The sequence below is a fragment of the Streptomyces sp. Inha503 genome (genome assembly GCF_047215865.1).
GTDB lineage: Bacteria > Actinomycetota > Actinomycetes > Streptomycetales > Streptomycetaceae > Streptomyces > Streptomyces lycopersici.
The window spans coordinates 10134069-10152646 of record NZ_CP178360.1 but is presented as its reverse complement, the minus strand read 5'-3'; the positions used below and the strand labels follow the sequence as shown (position 1 = coordinate 10152646).

General features: G+C 73.0%; 16 protein-coding genes. 10 read left to right on the top strand and 6 right to left on the bottom strand.

Annotation, left to right across the window (positions count from 1 at the left end; all coding sequences use genetic code 11):
- The first annotated feature begins 108 nt into the window (after positions 1 to 108).
- From ACJX2R_RS42650 to ACJX2R_RS42635, 4 genes are all read left to right on the top strand, one after another.
- On the top strand, positions 109 to 2226 hold the full coding sequence (locus ACJX2R_RS42650; protein WP_413104436.1) for a four-carbon acid sugar kinase family protein: 2118 nt from the start codon (positions 109 to 111) through the stop codon (positions 2224 to 2226).
- A complete protein-coding gene (gene pdxA / locus ACJX2R_RS42645) occupies positions 2223 to 3278 on the top strand; it encodes a 4-hydroxythreonine-4-phosphate dehydrogenase PdxA (RefSeq protein WP_262701312.1) in 1056 nt (351 codons plus the stop codon). The genes ACJX2R_RS42650 and pdxA overlap by 4 nt, the downstream gene beginning before the upstream one ends.
- Before the next feature lie 58 nt (positions 3279 to 3336).
- Positions 3337 to 4113: a DeoR/GlpR family DNA-binding transcription regulator gene (locus ACJX2R_RS42640; protein WP_262701313.1), complete on the top strand. Its 777-nt coding sequence runs from the start codon at positions 3337 to 3339 to the stop codon at positions 4111 to 4113.
- A gap of 674 nt (positions 4114 to 4787) precedes the next feature.
- Entirely contained in the window at positions 4788 to 5756 is a 969-nt protein-coding gene (locus ACJX2R_RS42635; RefSeq protein WP_413104435.1) for an alpha/beta hydrolase, read from the top strand.
- Positions 5757 to 5848: 92 nt separating this feature from the next.
- Here ACJX2R_RS42635 and ACJX2R_RS42630 read toward each other — a convergent pair whose 3' ends face one another.
- Positions 5849 to 6424: an HhH-GPD-type base excision DNA repair protein gene (locus ACJX2R_RS42630; protein ID WP_262701315.1), complete on the bottom strand. Its 576-nt coding sequence runs from the start codon at positions 6422 to 6424 to the stop codon at positions 5849 to 5851.
- A gap of 161 nt (positions 6425 to 6585) precedes the next feature.
- Between ACJX2R_RS42630 and ACJX2R_RS42625 the strand changes: the two genes are divergently transcribed.
- A complete protein-coding gene (locus ACJX2R_RS42625; RefSeq protein ID WP_121825716.1) occupies positions 6586 to 7371 on the top strand; it encodes a SigB/SigF/SigG family RNA polymerase sigma factor in 786 nt (261 codons plus the stop codon).
- Positions 7372 to 7436: 65 nt separating this feature from the next.
- Entirely contained in the window at positions 7437 to 8105 is a 669-nt protein-coding gene (locus ACJX2R_RS42620) for a dienelactone hydrolase family protein (protein WP_413104434.1), read from the top strand.
- Positions 8106 to 8359: 254 nt separating this feature from the next.
- On the opposite strand, the gene ACJX2R_RS42615 is transcribed toward ACJX2R_RS42620, so the two are convergent.
- The gene (locus ACJX2R_RS42615) at positions 8360 to 9433 is read right to left on the bottom strand and encodes an ATP-dependent DNA ligase (RefSeq protein WP_413104433.1); all 1074 of its coding nucleotides are present in this window, start codon (positions 9431 to 9433) and stop codon (positions 8360 to 8362) included.
- Positions 9434 to 9511: 78 nt separating this feature from the next.
- Between ACJX2R_RS42615 and ligD the strand changes: the two genes are divergently transcribed.
- Both ligD and ACJX2R_RS42605 read left to right on the top strand, forming a co-directional pair.
- On the top strand, positions 9512 to 10516 hold the full coding sequence (ligD, locus tag ACJX2R_RS42610; protein WP_413104432.1) for a non-homologous end-joining DNA ligase: 1005 nt from the start codon (positions 9512 to 9514) through the stop codon (positions 10514 to 10516).
- Between the two features lie 34 nt (positions 10517 to 10550).
- Positions 10551 to 11546 carry a GlxA family transcriptional regulator gene (locus tag ACJX2R_RS42605; protein WP_413104431.1) on the top strand — a complete coding sequence of 332 codons (996 nt, stop codon included), beginning with the start codon at positions 10551 to 10553 and terminating at the stop codon, positions 11544 to 11546.
- 270 nt (positions 11547 to 11816) lie between these two features.
- Here ACJX2R_RS42605 and ACJX2R_RS42600 read toward each other — a convergent pair whose 3' ends face one another.
- From ACJX2R_RS42600 to ACJX2R_RS42585, 4 genes are all read right to left on the bottom strand, one after another.
- Entirely contained in the window at positions 11817 to 12941 is a 1125-nt protein-coding gene (locus tag ACJX2R_RS42600; protein WP_413104430.1) for an asparaginase, read from the bottom strand.
- A gap of 72 nt (positions 12942 to 13013) precedes the next feature.
- Complete coding sequence (locus ACJX2R_RS42595) at positions 13014 to 15122, bottom strand: SpoIIE family protein phosphatase (RefSeq protein ID WP_413104429.1); 2109 nt, start codon at positions 15120 to 15122, stop codon at positions 13014 to 13016.
- A gap of 99 nt (positions 15123 to 15221) precedes the next feature.
- Positions 15222 to 16076 (bottom strand): caspase family protein, encoded by an 855-nt coding sequence (locus ACJX2R_RS42590; RefSeq protein WP_413104428.1) that lies wholly within the window; start codon positions 16074 to 16076, stop codon positions 15222 to 15224.
- Positions 16077 to 16205: 129 nt separating this feature from the next.
- The gene (locus tag ACJX2R_RS42585; RefSeq protein ID WP_413104427.1) at positions 16206 to 16817 is read right to left on the bottom strand and encodes a TetR/AcrR family transcriptional regulator; all 612 of its coding nucleotides are present in this window, start codon (positions 16815 to 16817) and stop codon (positions 16206 to 16208) included.
- A 111-nt stretch (positions 16818 to 16928) separates the two neighbouring features.
- Between ACJX2R_RS42585 and ACJX2R_RS42580 the strand changes: the two genes are divergently transcribed.
- Both ACJX2R_RS42580 and ACJX2R_RS42575 read left to right on the top strand, forming a co-directional pair.
- Entirely contained in the window at positions 16929 to 17351 is a 423-nt protein-coding gene (locus ACJX2R_RS42580) for a nuclear transport factor 2 family protein (RefSeq protein ID WP_413104426.1), read from the top strand.
- Positions 17344 to 18216 carry an NAD(P)H-binding protein gene (locus ACJX2R_RS42575; protein ID WP_413104425.1) on the top strand — a complete coding sequence of 291 codons (873 nt, stop codon included), beginning with the start codon at positions 17344 to 17346 and terminating at the stop codon, positions 18214 to 18216. The genes ACJX2R_RS42580 and ACJX2R_RS42575 overlap by 8 nt, the downstream gene beginning before the upstream one ends.
- The last annotated feature ends 362 nt before the right edge of the window (positions 18217 to 18578 follow it).

Below are 18578 nucleotides of genomic sequence, written 5' to 3'. Positions count from 1 at the left end.
GGCGTTCCTGAGGCGAGCGACGTTCTGGGCGAGCTACCGGCTCGCTCGACTCGTGCGGCGCCCGGATGAGGGCCGTACGGGTCGAAGTGTCGCGGCGGTCACCGTGACATGACTGCGCGCTTTACGCAATACCTCTCGCGCAGTTCGCGCAACGTATGTCATCATCGGGGCCACGGAGACGATGCCCACGGCTTTGGGCCGCCCCGCCTGTCATGGTCATTCGAGGAGGTACCGGTGGACATGACACCCAGCCGGAGACTGCTGGCCATCGCGGATGACCTGTCGGGCGCCGCGGAGGTGGCGGCCGCGGTTTGCTCGCGCACAACACGCAGTCGGGTGCTGCTCCTCGGGGGGCCGGGCGCTGTCGGCATGGCAACGGCCCTTCGCCCCCGCCATGCCGGCGAGGCGACCGTCCTGGACCTGGACTCCCGGTACCGCCCGGCCGCGGAGGCGGCGGAGGCGGTCCGCGGGGCACTGCGGATGTCCTGGCCGGACGGGGGCGGCCAGGACGCCGCGGCCGCGCTGGGCGCGCTGGACATGCCGGCCGCCTTGGACACCCCGGCCGCCTTGGCCGCCCCGGCCGCCTTGGACACCCGGGACACCCGGGACACCTTCGTCCTGAAGAAGATCGACTCGCTGCTGCGGGGCAATGTCGCCGCCGAGATCGCCGCACTCGCGGAGGGCGGGGCGGGGGTGGTGCTCGCCCCCGCGCTGCCGATCGCCGGGCGCGTGGTGCGCTCGGGGGTGGTCCACATCGGCGGAGTACCGCTCCACGAGGGCGACGCATGGCGCGCCGAGGCCGTCCCCCCGCCCGCCTCCGTGGCCCAGGCGCTGGGCGGCCTGCCCACCGCCCTGATCCCGCTCACGACCGTACGAGCCTCCCGCCCCACCCTGCTCACCGCCCTGCGCGCGGCCGCGACGGCGGGACGGGTGGCCATCTGCGACGCGGAGACGGACGCGGACCTCGACGCGATCGTCGAGGCATCGCTGGCGGACGGCCCCGGGATGCGACTGGTCGGCTCGGGCGGCCTGGCCCTGGCCGTGGGCCGCCACCTGGCGACGACCTTCCCAGCCACGGAGGCGCTGGCCGCACCAGATGCCACGGACCGGGCCGCACCGGGCGCTATGGGCCCGGCCGCACCGGACGCAACGGACCCGGCCGCACCACGTACTACGGGCAGCCCGGCCGCACCGGGCACCACGGACCCAGCCACGCCGGGTGCCACGGGCCCAGCCGCACCGGACGCAACGGACCCGGCTGCTCCCGCCACCACCGACCCGGCCGCACCGGACGCCACGGACCCGGCCGCTCCCGCCACCACGGACCCGACCGCACCGGATGCCACGGGCCTGGCTGCGCCGGGTGCCACGGACCCGACCGCACCACGTACTACGGGCAGCCCGGCCGCACCGGGCACCACGGACCCAGCCACGCCGGGTGCCACGGGCCCAGCCGCACCGGGCACCACGGACCCGGCTGCTCCTGCCACCACGGACCCGACCGCCAACGACACTGGGAGCCCGGTCGCCGCGGGACCGGCCGTCCCTGGGGACACAGGTCCGGGTCCCACCGCCGTCGTTGGCCCGGCTGTCTCGGACGTCTTGGGCGGCGCCGGTACCGCCAGGGCTGGGGACCTCGCCGCATCCGCGGTGGCCGCGCCCTCGGCGTACACCGCGCGGCCGGTGCTGGTCGTCGTGGGTACGGCCGAGCCGGCCGCCGTTGAACAGGTCCGGCGGCTGGTCGAGGACGGGGCCAGCCATCACCGGCTTCCGCTTGCGGGGCTGTTGGCGGACGGGCCCCCGGTGGGGCTGCCCGCGCTGACCGCCGCCGTCACCGTCGTTTCCCTCGGCGCCTCGCCCAAGTCCCCGGGACCGGCCCCCGCGTACGAGGCGGTGGCCCTCCCCTCGCCCCGCGAAGCCGAGCCCATGTCCGGGCGGCGGCTGGTGCTCGGGCTCGCCCGGGCCGTCGGCGCGGCCGTGGCCGCGCACCACGGGGCCGTCGACCTCGTGCTGACCGGCGGTGAGACGGCGCGCCGGGTGCTGGACGCCCTGGCGGTGACCGAGCTCGACCCGGTCGGCCAGGTGCACCACGGCGCCGTCCACCTCCGCACCCCCGACGGGCGATCCGTCGTGACCCGACCGGGCAGCTTCGGCGATCCCGACTCCCTGCGCCACATCGTCCAGGCGCTGCGCCCCCACTCGACCGAACGGAAGGTCACCTCATGAACTCCTCCCCCCACCTCGCCCCCACCGGGGCCGCTGGTGCGGACACCGGTCCCGCCCCGCTTCCGCTGATCGCGGTCACCATGGGCGACGGCACCGGCATCGGACCCGAGGTGGTCGTCCCCGCGCTGCTCGACCCGGACACCCTGCGGCGCTGCCGTCCGGTGGTCATCGGGGACGCGGAGCGGCTGCGGCAGGCCGCCCGGCTGCGCGACATCGCGTGCGAGGTCGTCACGGTGGCCGCGCCCGGCGAGGCGGTGTTCACCCCGGGCCGGATCAACGTCATCGACCTCGGGCTGCTCCCCGCCGATCTGCCCTGGGGCGAGCTCTCCCCCATCGCCGGGGACGCGGCGTACCAGTACATACGAACCGCCGCCGAACTCGCCATGAACGGTGAGGTGCAAGGCATCTGCACCGCGCCGCTCAACAAGAAGGCGCTGCACGCGGGCGGCCATGTCTTCCCCGGCCACACCGAGCTGCTGGCCCATCTCACCGGGGTCGAGGAGGTGTCGATGATGCTGGCCACCCCCACGGTGAAGGTCATCCACGTCACCACCCACATCGGGCTCATCGACGCGGTGCGGAAGATCGAGCCCGGCCTGGTCGAGCGCACCGTGCGCCGCGGCCATGAGGCGATGGTCCGCGCCGGCACCCCGGAACCGGTCATCGGGGTGTGCGGGATCAATCCGCACGCCGGTGAGAACGGCCTGTTCGGCTACGGCGAGGAGGAGGAGAAGATCGTGCCCGCGCTGGAGGCGCTGCGCGCGGACGGCATCGACGCCCGCGGCCCGCTCCCCGCCGACACCGCCTTCTTCCTGGCCGGGCGCGGGGACTACGACCTGATCGTGGCGATGTACCACGACCAGGGGCACGGCCCGGTCAAGGTGCTGGGCCTGGAGGCCGGGGTCAACCTGACCGTCGGTCTGCCCGTCATCCGCACCTCCGTCGACCACGGCACCGCCTTCGACATCGCGGGTACGGGCACGGCCGACGCCGGTAGCATGATCGAGGCGCTGCGGCAGGCCGCCGAGATGTCGCCGTCCCCCGCCCGCTGACGCGGAGAGCCATGTCGAGGAACGCGAGGCCGAGTCCACGGTGAAGAACGCGAAAGACATGCCGGTGAACGGAGCGCGAGCCCGGCGCGACCAGATCGTCCACCTGGCCACGACCACGGGTCTGACCAGCGTGGAGGAGCTGTCCCGCACCTTCGGGGTCACCGCCTCCACCATCCGCCGCGACCTCGCCCAGCTCACCGCGGACGGTCGGCTGGCGCGGACGTACGGCGGGGCGATGGCCCTGGTGGCCCACCCGGAGGCGTCGCTGCGCCAGCGCACCGGCGAGGCGTTCGAGGCCAAGCGGGCCATCGCGCTCTGGGCGGCGTCGACGGTCCGCGCCGGGGAGACGGTGCTGCTCGACGCCGGCTCGACCGTCGGCGCCCTCGCGCATGAGCTGCGCACCGCCGAGGGGCTCACGGTCGCCACGACCGGGCTCACCGCGCTACAGGAGCTCGCCGATGTGGAGACCGTGCAGGTGGAATGTCTCGGCGGTACGCTCCGCCCGCTGAGCCAGAGCTTCCTCGGCCCGCTCGCCGAGGCCGCCCTGGAGCGCATGACCTTCGACCGGGTCTTCCTGGGCGCCGACGGGGTGACGGCCGAACACGGCATCTGCGAGGCGGATCTGCGCCAGACCCGTCTGAAGGAGCTGATGGCCCGCCGAGCGGAGGCGGTGTACGTCCTGGCCCACTCGGCGAAGATCGGCCGCCGCCCCTTCCACACCTGGGTACGGCTGCCGCCCGGCTGGACCCTGGTGACCGACGGCGACGCGGACCCAGAGGAGATCCGGGCACTACGCGCCCAGGGGGTCGAGGTCACGGTCGTCGAGGGCGGGTAGTCCCCGCCCGCCCGGGCCGCACCGCACACCCATCGCGCGTGATCCGCGCGCATCATGCGCGATCCGCGCATCCATCGTACGTACGATGTGGGTGAGCGATGGTCTGGATCTCCCGGATCCGGACCAGGAACAAGAAGTCGTCGCATGGCGACAGCGACCGCCCAGACCATGCGTATGTCCCGGGGGACCGGGGCACCCGCCCCGGGAGTGACGTGGCCACCAGCCCAAGAGCTTTGGAGGACACCGTGGCACGGCAGACCGACCCCACCCCCATCCACCCGACGCTGCGAGATCCCGGGCCACCGTCTCCGACCCCGTCGCCCGGTCCGGGCGGACCCGAACCGGGTCCCGCACCGGGCCCCGTGCCCGGACCGCCCCCGGGTCCGCCGCCCGACCCGATTCCCTCCCCTCCGCCCGAGCCGCCGCCGAACCCCACGCCCGGCCCCCCACCGGACCCGTCCCCCGACCCGGTGCCCAAGCCGCCGGGCCCGGATCCGGTCCCGGACCCCTCACCGGCGCCGGGTCCCTTGACCCGGTGAGGCCGTTGACCGGTGAGGTCACTGGCTCGGTGAGGTCACCGGCTCGATGAGCGCCCGGGTGGCGTAACAGCGGTGGGTGCCGCGGCGGCCGGGGTGAGATCGTCGGACGGAACCGGACCGGCAAAGGAGAAGCAGATGGCCACCACCGCTCCGGCCCGCCCCGTCCTCGAACCCGCCGCCGCGGCATTCGCCGAGGCCACCGCCAAACCGCCGTATCCGTACCAGGTGACGCCCGCCGAGGGCCGTCGCACGCTCGACGAGGTGCAGTCGGGCGAGGTGCCCAAACCCGAGGTGGACGAGGAGTGGATCAATGTCGGGGGCATCCCGGCGGGCGGCGTCAGGGCGCGGATCGTACGCCCGCCGAAGGCCGTCGGCACCCTCCCGGCGATCCTCTACGTCCACGGCGCGGGCTGGGTGTTCGGCAATGCCCACACTCATGACCGGCTGGTCCGGGAGCTTTCCGTCCGGGTGGGCGCCGCGGTCGTCTTCCCCGAGTACGACCTCTCCCCCGAGGCCCACTACCCGGTGGCGGTGGAGCAGAGTTACGCGGTGGGCCAGTGGATCGTGGCCCACGGCGAGGGCGCCGGGCTCGACGCCTCCCGGATCGCGGTGGCCGGGGACTCGGTGGGCGGCAACATGGCCATCGCCCTCACCCTGCTCGCCAAGGAACGCGGCGATCTGCCACTGGTGCGGCAGGTGCTCTTCTACCCGGTGACCGACGCGGCCTTCGACACCGGCTCCTATGAGCAGTTCGCCGAGGGCTACTTCCTCACCCGTGAGGCGATGAAGTGGTTCTGGGACCAGTACACCACCGACCCGGCGCAGCGCTCCGAGATCACCGCCTCCCCGCTGCGCGCCACCCCCGACCAGCTCGCCGGGCTGCCGCCCGCCCTCGTCATCACCGGCGAGGCGGATGTGCTGCGCGACGAGGGCGAGGCGTACGCGGCCAAGCTGCGGGAGGCCGGGGTGCCGGTCACCGCCCTGCGGATGCAGGGGATCATCCATGACTTCCTGATGCTTGACGCGCTGCGCGACACCCGGGCCGCACGGGCGGCGCTCACCCTGGCCGTGGACACCCTGCGGGACTCACTGGGCACCGCCTAGGCGCTCCGCTGGAAGTACCCTCTGAGCTGTCGATCGGCTGCGGCACCGTGGTGGCTGGTCGCGCAGTTCCCCGCGCCCCTTCGGGGCACCCCTCACCGCTTCGCCTGCCGCTTGAGCTCCTGCTTGTGGGCGCGGACCTTGTCCAGCGACTCGGGCCCGGTGATGTCGGCGACCGAGCGGTACGCGCCCTCCTCGCCGTACGCCCCGGCCGCCTCGCGCCAGCCCTCCGGCCGCACCCCCATCCGCTTGCCCAGCAGCGCGAGGAAGATCTGCGCCTTCTGCTTGCCGAAACCGGGCAGCTCGTTCAGCCGCCGGAGCAGTTCCTGACCCGAGGGGACATCGCGCCACAGGGCGGTCGGATCGCCCCCGTAGTGCTCGGCCAGATACCGGCACAGCTGCTGGATACGCGCCGCCATCGAGCCCGGGTAGCGATGCACCGCGGGCTTCTCCGACAGCAGCGCCGCGAACCCCTCGGGGTCGTGGGCGGCGATCTCCTGGGCGTCCAGGTCGTCCCCGCCCAGGCGCCGCGCGATGGTGTACGGACCGGAGAACGCCCATTCCATGGGCACCTGCTGATCGAGCAGCATCCCGATCATCAGGGCCAGCGGGTCGCGCGCGAGCAGGGCGTCCGCCTCGGGCCGCTGGGCGAGACGAAGGCGTGCGTTCATCCCGTGTGGATACCCCGCCACGACCGGAACGAAGCACCTTAAACCCACATACCACCTAAAAGCGCACGCATCATCACCAATTTGGTCGAATTGCGAGGTGTTTGTGCTCATGCGAATCTGGTGGCGACCGCCGTGACATCGGACCACGGAGGCGAGTGACCATGTCAGCAACCGCGACTCGCCAACGACGCCATGACGACACTCCCGACACCGGCGGTGCCTTCCTGCGTCTGTCCCGGCTCCCGTCCGGGCCCGAACGCGACGCGCTGCGCGAGGCGATCATCTGCGCCTGGCTGCCCGTCGCCAAACGCCTGGCGCTGCGCTTCCGCAACAAGGGCGAGAACATGGAGGATCTCACCCAGGTCGCCTCGCTGGCCCTGGTGAAGGCCGTCGACCGCTACGACCCCGACCTCGGCCACGCCTTCCCCTCCTATGCGATCCCCGTCATCACGGGCGAGCTCAAGCGCCACTTCCGCGACTATCTGTGGACCCTGCACATCCCCCGCAACATCCAGGAGGTCCGCTCCCGCACCCGCTCCGCGCGCGACGCGCTGGAGCAGGAGCTCGGCGGGCGCACCCCCACCATCCACGAGATCTGTCTGCGCACCGGTATGCCCCAGGAGGATGTGAAGGCCGGTCTCGAGGCCAGCGCCTCGTGCACACCGCTCTCCCTCAACGCCGCCGTACAGGGCGCCGAGGAGCGGCTGCTCGCCGAGACGGTGGGCGCGGACGACGCCGCGATCGAACGCGTCGTCAACCGCGAGGCGCTGCGGGTGCTGATCGCCGAGCTGTCGGAGCAGGACCGTTACGTGCTCTATCTGAGGTTCTTCGCGGGGCTTTCGCAGAGCCAGATCGGTGAGATCCTGGGCTTCTCCCAAATGCACATATCCCGCAGGCTCTCCCGGCTCTACAGCGAGCTGCGGCAAGGGCTCATGGCCTACGCCTAGCGACGACGACGGCGACAGCGACAGCGACAGCGACAGCCCGAGCAACCCCCGGCAGGAGGTGGCCGATGCGCTCCGAGACCGCCCGTATCACCGCGGACGACGCCATGCTCGTGGGCGATCTGGCCCTTCCCGAGCGGCCCATCGGCGTCGTCGCGTTCGCCCACGGCAGCGGCAGCTCCCGGCACAGCCCGCGCAACCGCGCGGTGGCCCGGGTGCTCCAGGACGCGGATCTGGCCACCCTGCTGTTCGATCTGCTCACCGAGGCCGAGGAGCGGGTGGACGCGATCACCGCCGAACTGCGCTTCGACATCCCGCTGCTGGGCCGCCGGCTGGGGGCCGCGGTGAACTGGCTCGACGGGCACCCGGCCACCTCCGGGCTGCCGATGGGGCTGTTCGGCGCGAGTACGGGCGCGGCGGCGGCGCTGACGGCCGCCGCGGAGCGGCCGGAGCGGGTGGCGGCCGTGGTCTCCCGCGGCGGGCGGCCCGATCTCGCGGGCGGTGCGCTGAACCGGGTGCGGGCGCCGGTACTGCTGATCGTGGGCGGTGACGACCACGAGGTGCTGCGGCTCAACCAGCAGGCGGCCGCCATGCTGGCCGCCCCGCAGGAGATCCATGTGGTGCCCGGGGCGAGCCATCTCTTCGAGGAGCCCGGCACTCTGGAGCAGGCCGCCGAGGCGGCGCGCGACTGGTTCGTACGGATGGCCAAGCGCCCGGCCCGGGGCAGCAAGCGCTGACGCGCGTGGCGCGGCTGGGGGGACGCCTGCGGCGGGCCACGCGGCGGAGCCGCATATCTCCAGCACCCGCTTCGGGGCCCAGAGGAGAACCCCAGCTTTGGAGCCCGGGGCACAGCACCCGCTCCGAAGCCCGAGGCAGAACCCCAGAATCGGAGCCCGAGGCAGAGCCTCGGATTCGGGGCCCGGGGCAGAGCCTCGGATTCGGGAAGGGGCGGCGGGGAGGGGAGCAGACCATCGGCAGGCGTCAGGCGCGGCTACGGCCCCGGGGCGAGCCCCAGGACCTGACGCAGGTCGTAGGAGACCGGCTCCTCCAGCTGGTCGTAGGTGCATTGCGGGGGCTCACGGTCCGGCCGCCAGCGCCGGAAGCGGGCGGTGTGCCGGAAGCGGCGGCTCTGCATGTGGTCGTAGGCCACCTCGCACACCCGCTCCGGGCGCAGCGGCACCCACGACAGGTCCTTGACCCCGGTCCAGCGGCTGGGCGCGCCCGGCATCCGGCCCTGGGCATGGGCCTCCTCGCGCGCCCAGTCGGCCCACGGGTGGCCCTCGACGGTCGCCATGCGCAGCGGCTCCAGCTCGGCCAACAGCTCCTGGCGGCGGCGCGCGGAGAAGGCGGCGCTGACGCCCACGTGCTGGAGGCGGCCGGTGTCGTCGTACAGGCCGAGCAGCAGGGAGCCGATGCCCTGGCCGGACTTGTGGACGCGGTACCCGGCCACCACACAGTCCGCCGTGCGCTCGTGCTTGACCTTGACCATCACCCGCTCGCCGGGGCGGTAGCGGAGGTCGGGGCTCTTGGCCACCACGCCGTCGAGCCCCGCGCCCTCGTAACTCTCGAACCACTGCCGGGCCACCTCGAGATCGTCGGTGCAGGGGGCCAGGTGCACCGGGTCCTCGGCGTGGCGCAGCGCCTCGGCGAGGGCCGCACGGCGCTCGCTCTGCGGGGTGTCCAGCAGCGAGGCGTCGCCGAGGGCGAGGAGGTCGAAGGCGACGAAGCTGGCCGGGGTCCGCTCCGCCAGCATCCGCACCCGGGAGTCCGCGGGGTGGATCCGCTCCAGCAGGGCGTCGAAGTCCAGCCGCCCCTCCCGCACGATGACGATCTCGCCGTCCAGCACGCAGCGCGGTGGGAGGTTGGCGAGCAGCGCCTCGGCCAGTTCGGGGAAGTAGCGGGTGAGCGGCTTGGTGGTGCGGCTGCCGATCTCGATCTCGTCTCCGTCGCGGAAGACGATGGCCCGGAAGCCGTCCCATTTGCCCTCGTAGACCATCCCGGGCGGGATGGTGGCCACGGCCTTGGCCAGCATCGGCTCGACGGGAGGCATCACCGGAAGGTCCATGACGTCCGATTGTGCTCCTGTGGCGGGCCGGGCGCCCGCCGGGAGGCGGCCCCGGGCGGGCGGGCCTAGCGTGTCGGTATGGGAGAGTCGGTGGAGCTCACGGTCGGCGGTCGCACGGTGCGGGTGACCAACCCCGGGAAGGTGTACTTCCCGGAGCGCGGGTTCACCAAGCTGGACCTCGCCCGCTACTACCTGGCGGTCGGCGAGGGCGCGCTGCGGGCGCTGCGGGACCGGCCGACGACGCTGGAGCGCTATCCGGACGGGGTGGACGGGGAGTCGTTCTTCCAGAAGCGGGCCCCGAAGAACCTCCCGGAGTGGATTCCGACCGGCCGGATCTCCTTCCCCAGCGGGCGGCACGCGGACGAGATCTGCCCCACCGAGCCGGCCGCCGTGGTGTGGGCGGCGAACCTGGGCAGTCTGACCTTCCATCCGTGGCCGGTGCGGCGCGGGGACACCGAACACCCCGATGAGCTGCGGATCGACCTCGATCCGCAGCCGGGCACCGACTACGACGACGCGGTACGGGCCGCGGGAGAGCTGCGCGAGGTGCTGGACGAGCTGGGGCTGCGCGGATGGCCCAAGACCTCGGGCGGACGGGGGCTGCACGTCTTCATCCCGATCGCGCCGGAGTGGACCTTCACCCAGGTGCGGCGGTCCGCGATCGCGATCGCGCGGGAGCTGGAACGGCGGGCTCCGGAGCGGGTGACCACCAAGTGGTGGAAGGAGGAGCGCGGCGAGAAGATCTTCGTGGACTACAACCAGACCGCCCGCGACCGCACCATCGCCAGCGCCTATTCGGTGCGGCCCCGCCCCCATGCCCCGGTCTCCGCGCCGCTGCGCTGGGAGGAGGTCCCCGACGCCCGGCCGCGCGACTTCGACCTGGCCACCATGCCGGTGCGCTACCGCGAGCTGGGCGATGTGCACGCGGACATGGACGAGCACACCTTCCGTCTGGAGGGCGCGCTGGAGCTGGCCGCGCGGGACGAGCGGGAGCACGGTCTGGGCGACCTCCCGTATCCGCCGGAGCATCCGAAGGTGAAGGGCGAGCCGAAGCGGGTGCAGCCGAGCCGCGCCAAGAAGTGATGGCCGGATCCTCGGCGGCTGCGAGAATCGCGCCATGTCCGTCTTCCTCCACCCCGGCCGCCATCGGGTGGCGGTGCTGGTCCGCCACGGGCTGCTGCCGTTCGAGCTGGGCATCGCGCACCGGCTGTTCGGCCGGGCCGTATCGGCCGCGGGCGAGCCGCTGTACGAGGTGGTGACCTGCGCGCTGGTCCCCGGTGAGGTGCGTACCGACTCCGACGTCACGGTGAACGTCGCACATGGCCCGGAGGCGCTGGCCGAGGCCGACACCGTGCTCGTCCCGGCCGCCAACGAACCGGACGCACCACAGACCGAGGGCAAGCTGGGCGCCGAGCTCACCGACGCCTTCGCCCGGATCCGTCCCGGCGCCCGGATCGCCTCGATCTGCACGGGGGCGTTCGTCCTGGCGGCCGCGGGGCTGCTGGACGGCCGCCGGGCGACCACCCACTGGCAGGAGGCCGACCGGTTCCGGGAGCTGTTCCCGTCCGTCGCGCTCGACCCGGACGTCCTCTACGCGGACGAGGGCGAGGTGCTGACCTCGGCCGGGGACGCCGCCGGTATCGATCTGATCCTGCACATCATCCGGCGCGACCACGGCGCGGCGGTGGCGGGCGAGGTGGCCCGCGCCTCGGTGGTGGCCCCGCATCGCGACGGCGGCCAGGCGCAGTTCATCCGGCGGCCGGTGCCGGAGCGGCGCGGCGGCTCCACCGGCGCGGCCCGCGCCTGGGCGCTGACCCGGCTCGACCGTCCGCTGACCCTGCGGGAGCTGGCCGAGCGGGAGTCGATGAGCGTACGGACCTTCTCCCGGCGGTTCCGGGAGGAGGTGGGGATGACCCCGGTGCAGTGGCTGACCCAGCGGCGCATCGAGCGCGCCCGGCAGCTGCTGGAGGAGAGCGATCTGCCGGTGGACCGGGTCGCGGCGGACGCGGGGTTCGGCACCGCCGCGTCGCTGCGGCAGCATCTGCACACCACCCTCGGGGTGTCCCCGAGCGCCTACCGCGCCACGTTCCGCGGCAGCGGGTCTCGCCACTAGGCGGCGTCCGGCGGATCAGTCCCCTCCCCGCCCCTTCCCTCAACTGGGGCTCCGCCCCAGACCCCGCTCCTCAAGCGCCGGAGGGGCTGATTTCAGCCCGTCAGGGGGCACCTCCCAGCGGTAGCTGGGGGAGATTGAGGACACGCCCGAAGGGCGTCCGGGGGCCAGGGGCGAAGCCCCTGCCACGCGGCGGAGCCGCAAATGGATGCTGCGGGAAGGGGCGGGGAGGGGAACAGCACGCCGCAGGCGTCAGGACCCGTCGGAGACCCCCTAGTGGCGGACCGTGAACTGGCCCGTGCCGAACGTGTGGAACCAGCTCTGGATCCGCTGCTCGTTGTGCGTGGTGGCGAGCGAGAGAAGCAGCAGCAGCCGGGCCTTCTGCGGGGTCAGATCCTGGGCGCCGATGACGCCGCGTACATCGGGGTCGTAGACCGCGCCGGAGCCGGTGCGGGAGGCGGAGACCATGACCACCCCGTTCTTGACGGCGTCGTCCCGGGCCTCGGTCATGGCCGGGGAGAGACCGCCCGCCCCGGTGCCCGCCGTGACGATCCCGGCCGCCCCGGCGTCGGCGAACGCCTTGATGGCCTGGGGCCCGGCGCCCTGGTAGCTGTAGGCGATGTCGACCTTCGGCAGCGGCCGCCGGGCGATCCGGTCGAGGTCGAACGGGGTCTTCCAGCCGGGCTTGCCGCACTGCTCGACGCGGGCGGGCGCGCGGTTGACGCGGATGTGGTTCTGGTCGATGACGCCGAGCTCTCCGCTGCTGCCGCTGTTGAAGGCGTTCAGCCGCAGGGTGTCGGACTTGCGCACCTCGCGGGCGGCGTGGATCTGGTCGTTGAGCATCACCACGGTGCCGAAGCAGGTGGTCCGGCCGCTGGCGGCGAGGTGGATGGCGTTGTAGAGGTTGGCCGGGGCGTCGGAGCCGATCACCGTCCAGGGCCGCATGGAGCCGGTGAGCACCACGGGCTTGTCGCTGCGGACGGTCAGGTCCAGCCAGTACGCGAACTCCTCCATGGTGTCGGTGCCGGTGGTGACCACGACCCCGTCGTTGAACTTCAGGGCGTGGTCGACGGCGGCGGTGAGCCGGCGGTACTCGGGGATCGTGTAGTCGTTGGAGTCCTTGTTGCCGAACTGCCGGGTGGTCACGTCGGCGAGCCGGTTCACCTCGGGTCGGAGGTCGTTCACCAGCCGGGACACCGGGAGCTTCCCCGCCTGGTAGTCGTCGAAGGACACCTTGGTCCTGCTGACGCCCGCGATGGTGCCCCCGGTGCCGATGACGGCGACCTTGGGGGTGGGCCTGGGGATCGGCTCCGCGGCACCGGCGAGGGAGGCCGTGGTCCCCAGGGCGAGGGCCACCAGAGTGATCAGTACACCGGAGCGGCGGGCGAGCTGAGCCATGGGGACGTCATCTCATCGATGGAGTGCGCATGACGGGTCGGCCCTTCTTCAGCCACTTGTTCAGCGACTTCTTCAGCCACTCTCCACGGTAACCACGGACTTCTCCGGCAGGCGAGGGCGGCACAGCCGGGCCAGCAGCAGGGCCACGTCGTCGTCCGGCGCCCCGTGCAGCGCGGCCAGCACCTGGTCGCAGATCCGCTCCAGCGGGCCCTGGTGGCGGCGCAGCAGCTGGACCAGGGTGTGCAGCCCCACGTCGAGGGACTGGTGGCGCTTCTCCACCAGGCCGTCGGTGAACAGGGCCAGCAGCGCCCCCTCGGCCAGTTCCCGCTCCACCGAGGCGAAGGGGACGCCGCCGACGCCGAGCGGGGCGCCGGTGGGGATGTCGATGAGTTCGGCGTCGCCGCCGGGGTGCACCAGCACCGGCGGCAGATGGCCGGCGGTGGACATCTCGCACCGCCCGGTGCGCGGATCGCAGACCGCGTAGAGACAGGTGGCGATGGACTCCCCCAGGCTGGGCGTGATCTCGTCGAGATGGCACAGCACCTGGGCCGGGGGCAGTCCGAGCCGGGAGAAGGCCCGGGTGGCGGTGCGCAGCTGGCCCATGATCGCTGCGGCGTGGATGCCCTTGCCCATGACATCGCCGACCACCAGCCCGACCTGGCCGTCGGGGAGGGGCAGCACATCGAACCAGTCGCCGCCCGCGGCGCTGACCGCGGGCAGGTAACGGGAGGCGATCTCCAGTCCGTCCAGGTCGCGCGGCTGCTGGGAGAGCAGGCTGCGCTGAAGGGTGAGGGCGGCGTCGCGTTCGCGGGCGTAGAGCCGGGCGTTGTCGATGCACAGGGCGGCGCGGATGGCCAGTTCGCAGGCGAGGGTGAGGTCCTCCTCGTCGAACGGCCTGGGGTTGATGGTGCGGTGCAGGCTGAGGGTGCCGAGCACACTGCCGCGGGCGATCAGCGGGGCGGCGATGTACGAGTGCACTCCCTCGCGCAGCAGCACCCTGGCGGCGTCGTCGTCCCGGGCGATCCGCCGTACGTCCTTCTCGGTCACGTGCGGCACCAGCAGCGGCCGGGCCTCGCGGACGCACTGGGTGATCAGCCGGGTGGGATCGTAGCGGGCGATCTCCCCGACCGGGTCCGCCGCGTGGACGGCGTCGGTGGGGTACCCGGCGGCGACGGCGAGCGCCCGGAAGCGGGCGGAGCCGTCGGTCCACACCCGGGGCGTGGCCTCGCGGTGCACCACGGAGTCCAGGACGTCGACGGCCGCGAGGTCGGCGAGCCGGGGCACGGTCACATCGGCGAGTTCCTGGGCGGTCTGGCGCAGATCCAGCGTGGTGCCGATGCGGACGCTCGCGTCGGCGATCATGGCCAGCCGCTCCCGCGCCTCGGCGATCTCGCTGGTCTCCCGGTGGCGCCGGGAGATGTCCATGATGGAGACGGCGATGCCCAGGATCCGGCCGCTGGGGTCCTCCAGCCGGTAGTACGACTCCGACCAGGCGTGGTCATGGTCGGGGTCGGCGGGGGTCCGGCCGACGCTCTGCTGGTCCAGCAGCGGCTTGCCGGACTCCAGCACCTGACGCATCGCGCCCTCTATGGCCTCGACGTCGAGCCCCGGCAGCACCTCCCCCAGGCGGTGGCCGCGCACCTGGGACTCGGTGATCGAGTTCATCTGCTGGAGGGCCGGGTTGGCGAGCAGCCAGCGCAGCTCGGTGTCGAACACCGCGAGCCCCACGGGCGACTGTTTGATCAGGAAGCCGGAGACCGCCAGGTCGGTCTCCAGCCGGCGTACGGTCCCCTCGTCGGCGGCCAGGCCGAGGGCGTAGCCCTCACCGTGGGCGTCGCGCAGGCCCATGGTGCGGAACTCCACCTTGAGGGTGGAGCCGTCCGGGCGGCGGACCGGGAAGACACCGGCCCAGGTGTCGCCCGCCCGTACCCGTGCGAAGAGCTCCACGGCCGCCCGGCGGTCCTTGGGGTGGACCAGCAGCTTGTCCGCGCGGCGCCCCAGCGCCTCGGCCGCCCGGTAACCGAACAGTTGCTCGGCCTCGGGGCTCCAGAGGGCGATCCGCCCCTCGACGTCCAGGGCCACGGCGGCGACCCGCAGCAGGTCGAGCACCCCTCCCGGGCCGGTCGCCATGCTGCTGATAGCCGCCTCTTCCTCCTGGTCCACACGGTCATGCGTCGTCATACCGGCACCTCACCGGCTCGCCGTGCCCTCCTTCTGTCATACCTCGCCCGGCGGGCCGCCGCACACGGATATGACATGGGCACGGTCTCAGATCCCGGTTCAGATGGTGAAGGGCCGCTGCCGGGCGAAAGCGGAGTTCAGCGCACCCGCCTGGAAGAGGTTGGGCGTCTGATCGGGCGGCATCCGCTTGACGATCTCCCGGTGCAGCCCGCGGTAGCTGCCTGCGAAGGCGCCGCCCCGCCAGACCTCCAGCAGGGTACCGGTGAACAGCCCGTTGACGATCCCATCGGCCGAGGTCTGATTGTCCTGGCAGCCGGAGATCTCCAGCACACTGGCGTCGATCTTGGCGAGGTCCTTGGCGGTATGGGTGTTCTGGATCCGGTCGTAGGCGTCGCGGTCGCGCCGGTAGACGGCGGTCTGCACCGACTGGGGCATGGCCCGGATCCTGCGGCCGACCTCCTGGGGGTCGGCGGTGCTGAAGCGCCGGTCGAGCTCCTGGGGGCTGAGCACCTCGGGCAGCCGCCGGGCCACGGTGCCGCTGTGGCAGCTGTCGGAGAGCAGCCAGATCCGTACCCCCTTGGCGAACTTCCCGAACAGCTCGAAGAGCTCGTCGTCGACCAACTGCCGGTCGTACAGCACCCAGGTCTCGTCGAGACGGTCGCCGGTCTCGTCGTGGTTGAGGTCGGGCACCTGACCGCCGTGGCCCGAGTAGGTGAGGAAGAGGATGTCCCCCTCGGCCAGCCGCCCGGCCGCGGCCTCCAGGGTGGCGGTGACCGTCTCCGCGGTGGCGGCCGGGCTCAGCAGCGGGCCGGTCACATCGAACCCCGCGGCGTCGGCGAGCCCGGCCATGTCCACGGCGTCCTGCTCACAGGCGCCCAGCTCACCGCTCCAGCCGCCGTACGCCGCGGGGTCGACCTGATTGAGTCCGATGTGGACGGAGAGGCCGATGGACATGGGGGCTCCTTGGGTCGAGGACGTGCGGCGGCTCACCATCGCTCGTCACTAAGCGATGATGCGGGGCCGCGCCCCGCCATGCCCTGTTCTCCGGCCCATCCGGAGGAGGCACCCCGGGCGGCCCGGCCGTCAGGCCGTGGGCGGCCGGGCGTCCAGGGCCCGCAGCGCCATATCGGCGGCGCGCTCGAAGTAGCCTGGCTCCAGGGGCGCGCCACGGGCCGAGACCCGCCAGTAGACCAGCCCGCCGAGCAGGTCGAGCGCCAGCTCGCGGTCGAGGTCCGGCGACAGCTCACCGCGCTCGACCGCCCGGTCCAGCGCATCGGACATCCGGGCGCGCCGCGGCTCGCCGATGCAGTGGGCCAGGGCCCGGCTCAGCTCCTCGTCGCGCTGCGCCTCGGCGATCAGGTCCGGCAGGATGCGGGAGAACCGCGGATGGGTCAGCCAGTCGGCCACCGCGCGCAGCCCGGCCAGCACATCGCCGCGCAGGGTCCCGGTGTCGGGCAGCTCGACCAGGGCGATGCTCAGTTCGGACACGACCGCGATGACCATCCGCTGCTTCGACGGCCACCGCCGGTACAGCGCGCTCTTGCCCACCCCGGCCCGTTTGGCCACCGCCTCCATCGACAACCGGCCGTAGCCCTGCTCGGCGAGCTCGTCGAGGACGGCTTCGGAGATGGCCGCGGTCTTGTCCGCGCGCAGGGTGGCGGCGCCGCTCGGGGGGCGCCGGGTGGGCTCCGACATGACTCAGAGGTTAACAGATGGACGGGACGGCACCGTCTCGTCCTATGCTGGGGTCGGCGGGACGGTACCGTCCCGTCCTGTTGATACCCTTTACTTGAGGAGAGGTACGTCATGGACGACCGCGTCAAGGTGTTCGAGCGGGCGAAGGAGCTGCTGCTCGGCCACGACATGATGGGATTCGCGGATCTGTGGGCCGCCGACGGCACCATGGAGTTCCCCTTCGCCCCACCCGGCCGACCGCGCCTGCTGGAGGGCCGTGAGGCCGTGCGCGAATACGTGCGGGACTACACCGACCACATCGATCTGCGCGCGGTCGCGCACGAGGTGGTCCATCTCACCGATGACCCCGGGGTGCTGATCGTGGAGTTCTCGATGGACGCCGTGGCCGTCGGAAGCGGCCGCCCGCTCCGCCCCGGCTACGTCGCCGTCATCACCGTCCGCGACGGCGAGATCGCCTCCTACCGCGACTACTGGAATCCGCTGATGCTCGACGAGATGAGCTTCGGTTCCGAGGAGGGCCGGACCCATGGCTGAACCCACCGTTCTGGTCCTCGGCGCCACCGGGAACACCGGCTCCAAGGTGCTGCGGATGGTGCGCGCGGAGGGCGCGCGGGCGCTGGCCGCCACCCGGCGGCCCGAGGTCGCGGCCGCGGCGGGCGTGACCGACGCCGTACGGTTCGACTGGCACGACCCCGACGGCCACGCGGCGGCGCTGCGCGGCGTGGACCGGCTCTATCTCGTCGCGCCCCTGGGGGTGGCCGAGCCGCTGCCGGTGGTCGAGCCGTTCCTGAGGACCGCGGCCGCCCAGGGCGTACGGCGGGCGGTGCTGCTGAGCTCGTCCGCGGTCGACGAGGCGGACACCGGCCTCGGCGCGCTGCACACGCTGGTGCGGCGGACCCTGCCCGAGTGGGCGGTGCTGCGGCCCTCGTGGTTCATGCAGAACTTCACCGGTGACCATCCGGCGGCCCAGGCCGTACGCGGCGACGGCGAGATCGTCACCGCCACCGGGGACGGCAGGGTGGCCTTCGTCGACGCGGCGGACATCGCCGCCGTCGCCACCCGGGCCCTGCTGGACGACCGTCCGCACAACACGGACCACGTCATCACCGGCCCGGAGGCGCTCGGTTACCGGGAGGCGGCGCACATCGTGGCGGAGGTCTCCGGGCGGCCGGTCCGCCATATCGCGGTGGAGACCGCGGAGTTGGTCGAGAGGCTGAGGGCGACAGGGCTGCCGCCGGAGTTCGCCGCGTTCCTCGCCGGGCTCGACGAGGACATCCGGCACGGCGCGGAGGACCGTACGACGGACACCGTCGAGCGGGTCACCGGGCGCGCTCCCCGCTCCTTCCGCGCCTTCGCCGAGGCACACCGCGCCGCGTTCGCCCCGCCGTCGGCGGCCTAGACGCGGCCTAGACGTTCGTCTGGACCCCCGGTCCGGGGCTCCGCACCTTCCCGCGGCATCGATGTGCGGCTCCGTCGCGAGGGGGCTCCGCCCCAGGTCTGCCGCAAACAGCGCACCCAACTCGTCCTGGGTGAACCGCGCCCGCTCGCGCGGCAGCCGCAGGACAGCGGCGAAGTACTGCACGGCCGGCGGAGCGGAGTTCCACGCCCGCCGCGCCGCCGATGCCGCTCTCCGCGCCTGGGGCCTGGACCGGAGCTCGGCGGCCCTGGTCGGGCGTCCGGGAGCGCATCGTCGGCAAAACGGGCTGGGCCCGGATCCGACTCTAGCGGTGCTTGGTTGGGTGCGGCCCGTCTCGCGCCTTC